Source organism: Thermococcus sp., assembly GCF_026991495.1.
GTDB lineage: Archaea > Methanobacteriota_B > Thermococci > Thermococcales > Thermococcaceae > Thermococcus.
The window spans coordinates 1-12,827 of the sequence record NZ_JALXBJ010000069.1; the positions used below are offsets into that span (position 1 = coordinate 1).

Annotated in this window: 10 protein-coding genes and 2 pseudogenes; 5 read left to right on the forward strand and 7 right to left on the reverse strand. The window is 56.3% G+C overall.

Features of this window, described 5'->3' with window-relative positions; genetic code table 11:
- Positions 1-14 precede the first annotated feature (14 nt).
- A pseudogene (locus MVB78_RS08290) lies at positions 15-148 on the forward strand (SAM-dependent tRNA/rRNA cytosine-C5 methylase); the annotation flags it as partial.
- Between the two features lie 351 nt (positions 149-499).
- Here the strand turns inward: MVB78_RS08290 and MVB78_RS08295 are convergent.
- Positions 500-2,086, reverse strand: a complete 1,587-nt coding sequence (locus tag MVB78_RS08295; RefSeq protein WP_297490238.1) for a DUF4932 domain-containing protein — start codon at positions 2,084-2,086, stop codon at positions 500-502.
- 95 nt (positions 2,087-2,181) lie between these two features.
- On the opposite strand from MVB78_RS08295, the gene MVB78_RS08300 reads away from it, so the two are divergent.
- Positions 2,182-3,111: an RsmB/NOP family class I SAM-dependent RNA methyltransferase gene (locus tag MVB78_RS08300; RefSeq protein ID WP_297490226.1), complete on the forward strand. Its 930-nt coding sequence runs from the start codon at positions 2,182-2,184 to the stop codon at positions 3,109-3,111.
- Between the two features lies 1 nt (position 3,112).
- On the opposite strand, the gene MVB78_RS08305 is transcribed toward MVB78_RS08300, so the two are convergent.
- The 5 genes from MVB78_RS08305 to MVB78_RS08325 all read right to left on the reverse strand — a co-directional run bounded on the left by MVB78_RS08305 (position 3,113) and on the right by MVB78_RS08325 (position 8,050).
- Complete coding sequence (locus MVB78_RS08305) at positions 3,113-4,078, reverse strand: hypothetical protein (protein WP_297490240.1); 966 nt, start codon at positions 4,076-4,078, stop codon at positions 3,113-3,115.
- An 8-nt stretch (positions 4,079-4,086) separates the two neighbouring features.
- The gene (locus tag MVB78_RS08310; RefSeq protein WP_297490228.1) at positions 4,087-4,674 is read right to left on the reverse strand and encodes a metallophosphoesterase; all 588 of its coding nucleotides are present in this window, start codon (positions 4,672-4,674) and stop codon (positions 4,087-4,089) included.
- 109 nt (positions 4,675-4,783) lie between these two features.
- Positions 4,784-5,500 carry an HAD family hydrolase gene (locus MVB78_RS08315; protein ID WP_297490242.1) on the reverse strand — a complete coding sequence of 239 codons (717 nt, stop codon included), beginning with the start codon at positions 5,498-5,500 and terminating at the stop codon, positions 4,784-4,786.
- A 13-nt stretch (positions 5,501-5,513) separates the two neighbouring features.
- Positions 5,514-5,768 carry a hypothetical protein gene (locus tag MVB78_RS08320; protein WP_297490230.1) on the reverse strand — a complete coding sequence of 85 codons (255 nt, stop codon included), beginning with the start codon at positions 5,766-5,768 and terminating at the stop codon, positions 5,514-5,516.
- Positions 5,765-8,050, reverse strand: a complete 2,286-nt coding sequence (locus MVB78_RS08325; protein WP_297490244.1) for a DHH family phosphoesterase — start codon at positions 8,048-8,050, stop codon at positions 5,765-5,767. The genes MVB78_RS08320 and MVB78_RS08325 overlap by 4 nt, the downstream gene beginning before the upstream one ends.
- A gap of 101 nt (positions 8,051-8,151) precedes the next feature.
- Here MVB78_RS08325 and MVB78_RS08330 point away from each other — a divergent pair, with 101 nt between their 5' ends.
- Together MVB78_RS08330 and MVB78_RS08335 are read left to right on the forward strand one after the other, a co-directional pair.
- Positions 8,152-8,664: a DUF2391 family protein gene (locus MVB78_RS08330; protein WP_367271004.1), complete on the forward strand. Its 513-nt coding sequence runs from the start codon at positions 8,152-8,154 to the stop codon at positions 8,662-8,664.
- Positions 8,665-9,687: a DUF3226 domain-containing protein gene (locus MVB78_RS08335; protein ID WP_297490234.1), complete on the forward strand. Its 1,023-nt coding sequence runs from the start codon at positions 8,665-8,667 to the stop codon at positions 9,685-9,687.
- A 58-nt stretch (positions 9,688-9,745) separates the two neighbouring features.
- Here MVB78_RS08335 and pfkC read toward each other — a convergent pair whose 3' ends face one another.
- Positions 9,746-11,128, reverse strand: coding sequence for an ADP-specific phosphofructokinase (gene pfkC, locus MVB78_RS08340; protein ID WP_297490236.1), 1,383 nt, complete (start codon positions 11,126-11,128; stop codon positions 9,746-9,748).
- Between the two features lie 188 nt (positions 11,129-11,316).
- Between pfkC and MVB78_RS08345 the strand changes: the two are divergent.
- Positions 11,317-12,827 (forward strand): annotated as a pseudogene (locus MVB78_RS08345) (hypothetical protein); the annotation flags it as partial.

Here is a 12,827-nt window from a genome sequence, read left to right on the forward strand (position 1 = left end):
CCCCAACCTCCAACATACCCAAAAGACTCTTCAGCCTCGGCCACTACAAAACCTTCGCGGAGCGCTATTACCAGCTCTGGGGTGAGAGGGCATTAACGATAGCCGAGGCGAGGGAGAAGCCCTGCCGAGGTGCTTCCGCGTAAACACACCCAGAAGGCCGTCATGGCCCTCGTCATGGGCGGGATTAAGGTCTGATCCCGCGCTCTTTTTTCTTATTCTATCAGATTTGCCATCTGGTAGCAGGTGGACAACTGTTCTCTTTCTCCAGCGCATACACCAACCGCTAAAGAACCCCTGTGGGGTTGAACACGAAACTGGAGAAAAAAGGAAAAAGGCTCACAATTACGCTCAGGCCCACTCGAAGGCAGCACCCCAACCGGGGATAATTGTGTACGTTAGGTAATACCTGCGAGGGAAGTATCCTCCGTAGAAAGGCCATCTACCACTTCCAACTGCCAAATAAACCACTGAACTCTCGTTCCACGGGTTTCTGAAGACCTCAAAGACCTCCAGCCCGCCTGTGTAGGTTTCCCCGCTTGGTCTGCTGTAAAAACTTATTGCCGTTTACCGTGACGAGGGCGTTCCTGTTGAGTTCTTTGAGCAGGGAGCTGTTGGAGTAGAGAACCAGCATCAGGTTGCCCTTTAGTTCCCTCTCGGTGAGGTTTGAGACGGGTTTCAGGGTTGCGTTGATGCCGAGGCTCAAAAGCCAGCGATACTTGTTCTCAGCGACCCTGCGCGAGTAGCCTCCAATGCTGTATGCAACGGTTACACCCGTTGAGTTGGCCCGTTTGATGAAGTCGTAAATCGTCATCGGGGGTTCAACTTTCTTTCCCCCGTCCGTTCTATTGTAGACCTCCCCTACAACCTTCGCAAGTTCCGGCATGAAATCGGTGTAGTCCCTGTAAACGTCCCTGTGCTTCATGTAGTCGTTGACGTAGGCGTTGTAGGTTTCTTTGATGAAGTAGAAGGGCACGCTGTACATTCCGAGCTTTCTTTTGGCTTCTTCCACGTTGCCCGTGACGTTGAGGTAGTAAACCTCGACGGCCCTGACGAAGGTTTCGTAGAGCATTATCCTGAAGTTGGTGTATGCCATCATGCTGAGCTTTTCCCTGACTGGGTCGTAGAGGGACTCATAGGGCTGGAAGAGGCTGTAATACTCGTCCACCGCCGGGTTCACGAAGCTGTGGGCGAACTCGTGCACGAGGAAAGTTATTCCATCTCCCGAGAGATAGACTATTGGGATGCCGTCCTTGACATCACCAAAGCCGAGAAACGCGTGGATGTACTTGCCCCCGTTTCTGTTCATATGTAACCCATATCCGCCTCTGGACATCAACGTAAGGGGAACTATCGTCCAGGAGGAGGCGTTCTCACCGAAGAAGCTCTCCTCAAACCGGGTCACGTTGAGGATTGTTTCACCGTTTCCCTCCTCGAACCTGCGGAGGGTTTCGTTGTAGAACGCCCTGTGCTCGTTGTAGAACTTCCAGAAGTCTGTCTCGTTTGCGAACCGGGCAACCGCCCCCGCGAACTCGTCGAGTAAGGTGGTGTTTAGCCACGGCCTGTACTGAAGCATGTCGCTCCAGTTCATAGCTTTCGAAAAGTTAACCGGGTTCAGATGAAGGGCGAACTCCGGGATGGCATCGTAGGCAACCCCCTCCTCGACCATCCTCGGGACCATCCTCACCGCAGTGGCGTTTGTGTAGTTCCCGAAGTACTCTGCAACGTCCCCTAAGTAGGGATAGCGGGAAGCGGCCGGCACGAGGTAAGGACTAACTCTCTCTTGGTACCACTTTGGATTGGCGATAAAGTAGATTATCTGGATTAGTTCAACGCGCGGGTCAATCTCAAGGTGAACCCTGGGGGAGAGGTTTGCCTCAACCGGTGTGAAGTCCAACCGTGTAAATGAGGAAACGTTCGAAGCGTTCGCCGGGAAGCCCCTGGAATGCGTAACGTTGGGATGGCCCTGTGGAGAATACGTCGTTGAGGTTGAAGGTTGGTGTGTGGGTGATGTTGCCGGCGTCGAGCCAAGGCATCCGCTCATCATAACAAGAAGCCCTATCAACACCAGGGCGAGGAGTTTCTTCATTTTCAATCCCTTTCATACTTCTTAACACTGAGGTTAAAAATTTCGCGTGAACGTCGAAGCGCAGGTGTTTTAAACCTCCCATTCCACCGGATATCATGCTCGAAAAGCTCTTCAGCCTCGGCTACTCCAAGACATTTGCAGAGAGATATTACCAGCTCTGGGGAGAGAGGGCTTTGAAAATAGCCGAGGCCATGGAAAGACCCCTGCCGAGGTGCTTCCGCGTTAATACCCTCCGCATAGAGGTATCGAAGCTCACAAAGCTCCTCAACAAGAAGGGCTTCCAGTTCAAGCGAGTTCCCTGGGCGAGGGAAGGGTTCTGTCTCACTCGCGAGCCCTTCTCGATAACCTCCACGCCCGAATATTTAAGCGGCCTCCTCTACATTCAGGAGGCAAGCTCGATGTATCCTCCCGTGGCCCTTGAGCTCAAACCCGGTGAGACTGTTGGGGATATGGCTGCGGCACCGGGTGGAAAGACAAGCCATTTGGCTCAACTCATGGAGAACGAGGGCATTATTTACGCCTTCGACGTCGGCGAGGAACGCTTGAAGGAGACGAGACTCAACCTTTCCCGCCTCGGCGTTACGAACACGGTTCTCTTCCATAAATCGTCGCTCTACATAGACGAGCTCGGCGTTAAGTTCGATAAAATCCTTCTCGATGCACCGTGCACGGGCTCGGGAACGATACACAAAAACCCCGAGAGGAAAGCCAACAGGACGATAGACGATGTAAAGTTCTGCCAAGGTTTGCAGATGAAGCTCCTTGAGAAAGGCTTAAGCGTCCTCAAGAAGGGCGGAATACTCGTTTACTCCACCTGCTCCCTTGAGCCTGAGGAGAACGAGTTCGTGATCCAGTGGGTTCTCGACAACTTCGACGTCGAACTTTTGCCCCTCCGCTATGGCGAGCCTGCCCTGAGCAGGCCCTTTGGAATCGAGCTGAGCGAGGAGATAAAGAAGGCGAGACGCTTTTATCCCGACAGACACGGGACGAGCGGTTTCTTCATTGCAAAGATAAAGAAGCTCTGACTCAGCCCTTAGATTCCCTGACGAGCTTTTCCTCGATTTCCCTGAGCTTTTTAAGGACGTCCTCGCTTAGTTGCTTCTCCAGATCTTCCCTGGCTTTCTTGGCCAGCTCGAACTTTGAACTGAACTTCCCGAGGGACGTCCAGTGGATCTTCTTGCCCTCAAAGAAGATGTCTATGTCGCACAAACGCTTGTAGCCGTGATACTCAATCCCTTTGAGGAGGAACTTGACCTTTTCCGGCTTCTCCCAGGTTAAAAGCTTGAGCTTGTAAACGGGGACGCGCATGAAGGGCCTCGGATAGTCCCAGTCCCAGCCCTCGCCGACCACGAAGCCGAGGTCTAAATCCTCGATAACCATCATGAGCCTCTCGATGTTCTCCTCGTAGCGCTTTTCGGTGTCGTATATCTTGATGGTAAGCTCGTTCCACTCGGGGAGAAGCTTAAAGAGTAGCAGGGGAGCATCGATGCTGAGCTCGCGGTAGACCTGGAGGAAGCCCCGTCTTACTAAAACGGCCCCCTCGATTTCCTCAGGCCCTATCAGAGAACTGAGCCTCTTCCTCGTGACACCAACGACCGTGTCCCCGGCTTCACCTTCGTCGAGGGCGTCTTTGAGGGAGGTTACTTTCCCGCCGTACCTCTCGGCTATAAAGCCCAGGGCTTCATCGACCTTCTCGGGAACGCGGAGGAATATCAGCGTGCTCTCCACTTGAACCCTCTCCACGGGGAGGTTCCGGTTTATCACCGTGCTTATGACGTAAGATACCCCGCGCTTTATCAGAAAACCGGTCTTCGGCGGGAGAGTCTTCTTTATCCACTCGTCTGTGACGAAGAGAACGGTCTCGAACTCACTGCTCCTCCTTATCGCCTCATCGGTCGGCATCTCCTCGACCGAGAACATCTCCCCTATTGCCTTCTTTACCGCGTCACCATGGGCCGTCCTGAGGAAGATTATGGAAGGCCCGAAGCGCATAAACCTCGTCAAAGTCCCCTCCTCAGCTTGTAACCCCTATACGTGTCCGTTCCAACGGGGTAGTCAACCCTCACGACCCTTCCGCTGGGGAGGAATAGGAAGTTGACGCCGAGGATCGCGTTCAGTCCCTTTGGAATGACCCTGAAGTTGTGGCCGTAGAGCTTGAAGTCGGCCTCAACGTCGGCAACGTCCTCCCAGCTGTGTCCGAGGGCCAACCTAACCCCCTTGATTTCCACAACGGTTCCGGGCTCAACGACGGCATCTCCGAAGAATCCCCTCACGAGCTCGGGGTCATCCTCGTTGCCGGGGACGATGTATAGGCGAGCCCCAGAGCCCTTGAGGATTCCCGCGAGCTTTCTCAGGGCCCCTCTGTAGAGGCCCCTCAGTTCCGGCCTGCGCTCTAACTTGATGTTGTCAGCTAAGTCGCCGGTGTGGATTATGCAATCCGGTCTGGTTTCCTCGATCAGCTCCCTTATGAAGCGGTACGAACTCTCGGGGGTGTCGCTGATGTGCATCACCTTCGTCTCGCTGGAGGAGGAAAGCTCGGCGAGCACCATTCTCCTGGTCTTCAGCCTCTTGAGAGCCCCCAGCAGCATAAAGAAAATTGGTCCTTGGACTATATTAGCCTATCGGCTGCGCCGGGATTTCTAAGAGCCCGACGGGACAGGGGGATGCTACCAGTTTGGCAGGTGCGGACGAGCTGTTTCATTGAGAGGACTGGGCGGGCTTCCCCGCGGCGATGTCCAAAACATCTAAAACCGCCCGTATGTCCGGGACTTCAAACCCCCTTTCGTCCATCCTCTTAACCCCCTCCGCTTCCGGGTTTATCCAGACCGCCCACATCCCAACCCGGCGGGCCCCCTCGAAGTCCTCCGCTAAGGTATCGCCAACGTGGATGGCCTCCTCCGGCCTGATGTCAAAGGCCTTCAGGGGCTTCATGAAGATCTGGGGGAGCGGCTTGAATGCCCGCACCTCGTCCGCGAAGAAGGTTCCGTCGATGTAGCGCATGAGGCCGAAGCGTTCGAGCAGGAGGCGCGTGTAGGAGCCGGGCCAGAACATCACGTTCCCCGTGGCCGTTATTATGAGACCCCTTCCCTTCAGCTCGGCCAGGGTCTCCTCGGCACCGGGGATGAGGGCCTCTGAGCCGATCCCTAAGACGGCCCTCGCAGCAGCCCTCCTAACGGCTTCAACGCCGGCCCCGAAGAGGCCCGCCAAAAGCTCCTGACTCTCCTCAAGGGGCCTGCGCGGGTTCCCTTCACCCCTGGCCCTCATACCCTTTATCATCTCCCTCGCGAGGGTTATTCCCTCCATCGCATCAACGGGGCATATCCCGAGGAGATCCCCGAGTTCCATTGCCATTGAATCGAGCATGGGGTTTATGTCGAGGAGGGTGTTCCAGACGTCGAACGAGACGAGCCTTATCATAAGCCAGCCCTCAGCGCTCCGCGGCAAGGTAGACGCCGTCCCTCTCAAAGGCCTCGAAGACCTTTCCCCCCTCCTTCGTCCTCAGCTCGACGAGAACTTTCTCCGGGCTTCTGTCGACCTCCACCTCGACCCTTCTCGTGCTGAGAACCTGTATGAAGGCATCTCCAAGCCTCTCGAACTCGAAGACGAGAGCGCTGCCTTCCCAGCGGTAGCCGCGGTAGGAAACGCCGCCCATCCTGAACGTCACCTCAAGAACAACCTTCATTCACATTCCTCCGATGAGTGCTCTGGAGTACCTCGTTCGCGGGGGTTAAAAAGGTTTGGAGCTACTCTCTTGAGCCTGAGGATCTGTTTGGCGAACTCCTCAAGAACCTCCCTGCGCATCCCCTCGAAGAACTTTATCGAGCCTGCGTAGCTGTGGCCGCCGCCTTCCACACCAGCGCTCGGAAGCGCCTCCTGGAGCTTTGGAATGATCTCGTTGAGGTCGAAGTTGTATGCCGCCATCCCGTCGGCCGCCCTGACCACTGCGAAGTCCGGGCCGTAGGCAAGCGTTAGTATCGGGGCGTCCTCGCCGTACTCCTCCTTGAAGTGGTCGTGGATTAAGCCGGAGAGCTTTCCCGGTGAAGGATAGGAGAACTTCGGCGCGAAGAGCTCGACGTCTATGGTGTTGAACCTTATCCCGTTGGGCAGGACGACGCTCTTCACGTGCGGTAAAGAAGCCTTCAGCGCCTTCTCCTGCTTCTCCATGACCTCGGGGTAGATCGCGTTGATGAGCTCGCGGTGTCTCTGGAGGTTGCCAGTCAGGAGGAGAATCTCGTCTATGATGCCGTGCCCGTCCATGAACTTCCAGTAGAAGGCCTCGTGGTCTATAACCTCCGCTATCCTCTTGAGATCCTCCTCGGTTAGTCCCTTCGCCTTCTTGGCGATCCTGAGGTACTGGTGGAACTCGGGAGCTTTGCTCCTGTCGCCGGTTCCGGCAATAGCTGGGAGGTGCTTTATCCTGTCCTCGACATCTGGGTTGATGAAGCGCGCAACTTCCGTCGCGAGCATTCCGGCCGTTAACTCGTAGTAGCCGCGCTTGACGTGGTGCGGGTTCACGTGAACGTCGACGTACTCGTCTACCTTGGCTTTATCCTCGCTTACCCATTCGCGCGGATCGTGGTGGTCTATGACCACTATCGGGACGCCGTAGGCTTTTATGCGCTTGTAGGCTGGAATGTCCTCGCTCGTCCCGCCGTTGTCCACTATCACAAGGAGCGGAAGAGGGTCGCCGAACTTCTCGTGGTCCTCTATCATGAAGATTATGTCCTTCAGGACGTCCTCGATCTCGTAGAACGGCGCCCTGCTTGGCCTCCTCTTGAAGAGCTTCCACCTTGCACTTGGATCGGGAGAGACCTGCTCGATGAGCGGCACGATCGCGTACTCCAGCGCGAGGCCCGAGGTGTAGCCGTCAGTATCGGCGTGGTGCCTTAAAAGTATCGGCCGCCCCTCGTACACCGCCCGCCTTATCATAAACGCGGCTTCCATTATCTTAGGTTTTAGCTTTTCGAGGACTTCGCTCTCCACGAGGAAGCCCACGTCCCTGGGCTGGGCGCGCCTGTCGAGCTCCTCCTCTATGCGCCTCTTTACCTCCGCCGCATCAGGGCCCCAGAGGCGGCTCATGTCGCTCGTCTCGATCTGTATCTCACCCGAGTGGAAGGCTATCTTCCCCACGATCTCCACGGTGTCGCCGACGTTTACGTTGGGGTAGGCCCTAACGCCTGGGGCTTCGAAGGCGGCCGCCCAGGTTATGCCGGTTCCGTCGGTTATCGTGAAGACCGTCGGCCCGCCGGTGACCTGGATCTGGGTTACCCTTCCCCTTATCCTCACAGTCTTTCCTGCGAGATCCCTGCTCAGCTCGCCTATCGGGGTGACGGGGAGTTCTTTCCTCACCGTTACCTCCTTGTAGTTCTTAAGGGCGGACTCGATGAGGTCGATCTCGCCCTTGTCAGGCCTCAGGTCGATGACTTGGGCGAGTACGGTATCTCCGGGCTTGTACTCCCTTCCGCCGAGGAGGTTCTTCCTCTTTATGAGCCCGGTAACGTGGGGGTTGAGCTTCACGAAGACGCCGAAACGCTCCACCCTCTCTATCGTCCCCTTGTAGACGTTGCCGACCTCAACGTCCTCGTAGTCGCAGGTCTTGTCGAGGACGTAAACGACCTTGTACTTCCTGAGGCAGTCGGGGCAGACCCACGTGGTTTCCATGCCCGGCTCCCAGGGCCCTTTGATCTTCCCGCAGATGTCGCAGGCCAGAACCTTGCCGGTTCCGCCGCAGACCGGGCAGGTGTCGTAGACGGGAACGGTCCCCTTCCCGTGGCACTCCGGACAGGGGATCTCGTCGACCTCGTCCTCGACGCCGAGGTAATCGAGGTTCCGGTAGCCCTTCAGTTTGTCCCCTATTTTAAAATCCGCAGGAACGTAACCCCAGCCCCCGCAGACCGGGCACTCCTTCTCGCCCACCTTAACCTTCCCGGTGCCGTGGCACTCGGGGCACTCCTTCACAACCATTGCCCTCACCCTCCACTTGGGGGCCTTGGGCCGGACGCTTATAACCTTTTGTCCCCCGGCACTAACCTTATAACGGCTCCCGAGAAACCGGAAGCGCGATGATGAGTGAATCCAATACTGATGGGATGATGAGCGCTGAGGCTGAGCGCGAGATCCGGGAGAAGCTCGACGAGATAAACGAGGGGCTCCAGTGGATAAGGGAGAGGGAGGAGAGAAAGTCGGCCCCGGATAGGCTCGGCTGGGACGACATAGCCCAGGAGATAGTGGGCGCGGTTGCATTCGCCCTGCCCTTCCTCTTCACCGACGAAGTCTGGAACGTGGCGAAGACGATCTCAATAGGGCGCTCCTTCCTGGTCTTCCTGATGACCGTTGCCTTGGCCTACATCTTCATAGCCAAATCGCGGATAGGGAACCTCAAGCCCGAGGAGGTGTTCCACATCCCCAAAAGGCTCATAACCGTGGCTCTCATCTCGTACGCGGCCTCCGCGGCCTTGATCTACGTCTACGGGATAAACTTGATAGCCCGCTTCAGCCCTGAGCAGTTCGCGAACGCCACGGTCATAGTGAGCACCTTCGCGGTGATTGGGGCAATAACCGTTGACATGGTGAGGTGAATGAGGGTAGTAACCGGGGAGAGGTTCGAGGACTTTGCGGACGAGAACGCTCTGCTCTTTCCGGAATACGGGAAGAACCGCGACGGCCTGCTGGATTTCGCTGGCTCCCTCAGTGGAGATGAAACCGTTGTGACGTCGAGCCTCGAACTCATCGACCTGATAGCCCAGCGCTTCAAAAAGGGGGAGGAGAACGTTCTCGTGTACTCCAACACGGGGAAGTCGCTGACGCTCAAGGAGGTCTACGAGCTCAGGAAGTACCTCGACTTCGACGTCAGGGGCGGCTTTTCCGGGCAAGACGCGAGGACGAGCGTCCTCTTCGTCGAGGGGAAGACCGACTCAAAGTTCTTCAAGGCGGTCTTCAAAAAGCTCTTCGAGTTCAGGGAGAGCAGGGAACCGCCGCGCTGCCTGAGGTTCGTGGAGAGGGTCTTTGAGAGGGACAACTTCGACCTCCTATCGAGGGACGGGGCTTACCTCGCGATCCTTCCGAGTGAGGGCAACTCGGGTGTCATTAGAAACCTCGGGAACTTCCTTCGGGCGATGGACGTCTTCGGGTTCTCGGTGGAGAGGATAGGAGTAGCGGTGGACGTTGATGAGAGCAGGGAGAGTGCCCTCGCCTCGATAACGGGAAAGCTCTTGAGCCTTGGTGGCGAGGAGAGCGCGGCTGGCTACACCGTTGGCGGAACCGAGGTCGTGCCGCTCATAATCGGCCTCCCCTTCGCGGATGAGGACGTGGACTGGAGGAAGCCGACGGTTGAGGATCTGATGCTCCACCTGATAGCCAGGGAGGGCCTCCTCGACAGGATAAGGCCGGCCCTCAAGGCCCTTGACTCAAGCCTCGGGAGGAAGCTGAAGCCCAAGGAGGTGATGTACCTCGCCCTATCTGCCTACGGCCACTGGGGGAACTTAGAGGGATTTTACGAGCTCTTCGTCATGCGCTCCCGCTTCAGGAACCTCAAGGCAGTCCTCAGGGAGGCCGGCTTGATGAAGGCCCTCCACTACCTCGCCTGGGCCGAGGGAGGGTAGCTGTTTAAAAGCAGAATTAAATTTTTGGAGAATTAAATAATTGAAGAATTCTTTAGAGTCAGATGTTTCCCTTCCTCCTCAGGAGAGCGAGGTAGCTCGTGAAGGCCCCCGCTGAAATCGTGTCCCCGAGGCCAACCGTTGAGACCGGATTCCTGACCAGCCTGGTCGGTATTATGACGACCTTGTACTCTCTGGTTCTAAGCCTCCTCCTGGCCTCCTCAAAGCGCAGCTTGACGTACTCTCCGCGCTCGTTGTAGGGAACGCCCAGTCCCCTTTTGAAGTCCTCCGGGGATCTTATGTCCCCGAGGGATGCCCTCGCGGCTGCCAAGGTAGCCGCCAGCTCAAGGCTGCTCCTCAGCTCTTCCTCACTCAGGGGGTTGTTCGAATGGGTTATGTACATGATGTAGTAGATCGTGTGGATCTGCAGGACTTCGAGGTTCATCTCGTCTATGAGTATCTTGCCGCCCAAGACCGTGTCCTCTATCCTGTTGTAGGTGAAGATCCTGTCCGAGAGCTCAGGATAGCCCAAGGCGCTGAGGACGTAGGCTATCTCCGACTCGTCCATCCCAACGCTGTCAACGAGGGGAAAGAGGTTGTATATGACCTTCTTTCTGAGCTCGCGGTTCTGTATCGAGGCGAACTCAAGGTGGACTTTGATGTTGTCCTCGCGCTTTAGCAGGAGTATGTCCCTCTTGGCCTCTCTGAGGTAGTGGTTGGCGTCCTTCCCATCGGAATAGCGGAGCTTTATCCCCTGGTAGCCGGAGAGTATTGCGCCGTCTGCTACGAGGCCTATCTCGGGAAGGAAGGGCTTGAGCCCGGGCTCGGTGTATATCCTTATGCTGTCGAACCTCGCCGAGACTATAAACCTCCCTGAGAAGGGCACGGTAACGGTCTCGTCCCCGAGCCTAAAGGTCGTTCCCGCGCGGAACTCGAAGATCCTGTTCACCTTGACCGGATCGCCCTTGCGGTAGGCCTTGCTCGGATGCATGAAGACAAGCCTCCCATTATCAACGACTGGATAGAAGAGGTTCTCCTTCCGAACGAACATCCCCGCCTGCCTCCTCGAGAGGTGCGGCGTATAAACGATAACCCTCCTAAAACCAAGACTCGCGAGCAGGTTCGCTATTATGCCCGCCTGACCACCCATCCTCTCAACATCATACTTAAAGCGAGAATCAAACCAACCCTGAAGCCCCTCGTTAACGAGAGGAACCTCAACAGGCTTGCCAATCTTGAGAGCGTGAACAAGCCTCGCCACGAAGTCAAGAGGCTCACTTATCTGCCGCGGGTACTCCTCCATCCTCCCCCTAACTGCATCGGCACCAAACTCATCTATCAACCCCTGCACAATCTCCCCCCGGAGATAAGTTATCGCATCAACGTTCGTATTATAAGCAGTAAAGATCGAGAGTCCCCTCGCCTCCTCCAAGAGCCCCACCATCATGTATCACCCTCAGTGGCTAAAGAACTCCAAATTTTAAAAGAGTTTCGGGGGACTTTATCACTTTAAGTGTTGTAACAAGTTTTAAAAACCTCGATAATCATAGTATCTCACCGGAAGGGGTGTTCTGAACATGGACGGAAAGAAAATGTGGTCTGCAGTAACGGCGCTCCTAATACTCTTCAGCGTTGAGGAAAACCGCCCTCCAGGGGAGTTCGAGACCGGACCTCATAACAGACAGACCGCGGCCCGCAATAATCGGAATAAACGTTCGCCACACCACCTGCAACGGAAGGGCCACCGTTGACGTGACGCTTGAGAACTACGGGGGAACGAGCACTATGGGAACCCTGAAGGTCTACGCCGACGGGAGAGAGGGAGAGAGCACGACGGTCGACCTCGACCCCTACTACCCCGAGACCCTCACCCTCACCACCCCAGCCGGGCCCGGGAATCACACTATCAAAGCCGTCCTCACGTATCCCGGGGGAAGCGACTCAATGAGCGAGACCGTTACCCTCCTGAAGGATTCCGACTGCGACTACCTAAGCGATCAGGAGGAGTACGAGTACGGGACGAACCCCTTCAACAGGGACACTGACGGGGACGGGATAATTGACTCCCTGGACATGAACCCGGTTGGAAACTACATGGTGACGGTTTACATCCTCAGGGCGAAGGCTTTGGACGATGTTGACGGCTCGCTTACGGGCCACAATCCAGCAGACATGAGCCTCGACGTGACCGCTGACGGGAAGGAGAAAACGCTCCTCCTGACCGACAACCAGGACGATTTGGAAAGGAAGATCACCCCCGGAGCTGATCCCCTCCTCAACCTTGAGAACTACGCGATAGCCAAGGCCACATTCGACGTCCCGGACGGCAGAGCAATAATTCCAATAACCTTCCACCTCTACGACAGGGACAACGATGACGGGACAGAGAGAACCGAGATGGACGTTTCCCCCGGTCCTGGAAGCGTTGCCACAATTTACTACGACCTCAGGACGGGGACGTGGTGGGGTGATGATTACCCGGGTGACGAGGATCATTATTTCGGCTACGGTCACTTGAGCGGTTGCGGAGACGGTTCCTGCGGAATCGGGCCAAAAGAACCCGAAAAAGACCTCAAAATCTACGCAAAGTACGAGAGCATACTCCAGAAAAAGGGAATCAGCGGTGAGGTGCTCAGGCTTTATCACGTTGAGAACTCCACGCAGGTTCAGTGGGAGTCCGGGGGTGGCTTAACTCTCGTCAAGAACCCGAGGAAGGTTCTGATAGCGGAAGTTCTCCTCGGGAACGGGAGTCTGATCAACGTGACTCTCGTGAATACTTACAATGCAAAGGTCATCAGGCTCAGGCAGATAAAACTTCCTGCAAAGCCGGACGCTCCGCTCTCCGGGGCGAACCTCACGAATGCGGGCGTCGAGATGAACGCCTCGGCCCTAACAGATTCCGGTGAGGTCAAGCTTCCGGCGAAAGTCGTGGCTTACTCTTCAAGGGGAGAGCATGATGGCGAGGTATGGTTCGTCATACTCCCGAACGACCCGGACGGCATGCCCTTCTGGCGCGAGGTGGAGCTGAACAGAGAGCTTAAGGAGCAAGGACTATCCCCAAGCTTCGACCCGAGCGACGGTTACATGATAGGCGGCTACGAGCCAGGAATAGCCGAGAGCTTGAACGAGATGGACGAGCTCGG

Bases quoted from the DNA above. Each gene is read 5' to 3' on its own strand.
- MVB78_RS08295 (WP_297490238.1), bottom strand. From the start codon at position 2,086: ATGAAGAAACTCCTCGCCCTGGTGTTGATAGGGCTTCTTGTTATGATG.
- MVB78_RS08320 (WP_297490230.1), bottom strand. From the start codon at position 5,768: ATGAAGGTTGTTCTTGAGGTGACGTTCAGGATGGGCGGCGTTTCCTAC.
- MVB78_RS08330 (WP_367271004.1), top strand. From the start codon at position 8,152: ATGAGTGAATCCAATACTGATGGGATGATGAGCGCTGAGGCTGAGCGC.
- MVB78_RS08305 (WP_297490240.1), bottom strand. From the start codon at position 4,078: ATGCGCTTCGGGCCTTCCATAATCTTCCTCAGGACGGCCCATGGTGAC.
- MVB78_RS08310 (WP_297490228.1), bottom strand. From the start codon at position 4,674: ATGCTGCTGGGGGCTCTCAAGAGGCTGAAGACCAGGAGAATGGTGCTC.
- MVB78_RS08325 (WP_297490244.1), bottom strand. From the start codon at position 8,050: ATGGTTGTGAAGGAGTGCCCCGAGTGCCACGGCACCGGGAAGGTTAAG.
- MVB78_RS08300 (WP_297490226.1), top strand. From the start codon at position 2,182: ATGCTCGAAAAGCTCTTCAGCCTCGGCTACTCCAAGACATTTGCAGAG.
- pfkC (WP_297490236.1), bottom strand. From the start codon at position 11,128: ATGGTGGGGCTCTTGGAGGAGGCGAGGGGACTCTCGATCTTTACTGCT.
- MVB78_RS08335 (WP_297490234.1), top strand. From the start codon at position 8,665: ATGAGGGTAGTAACCGGGGAGAGGTTCGAGGACTTTGCGGACGAGAAC.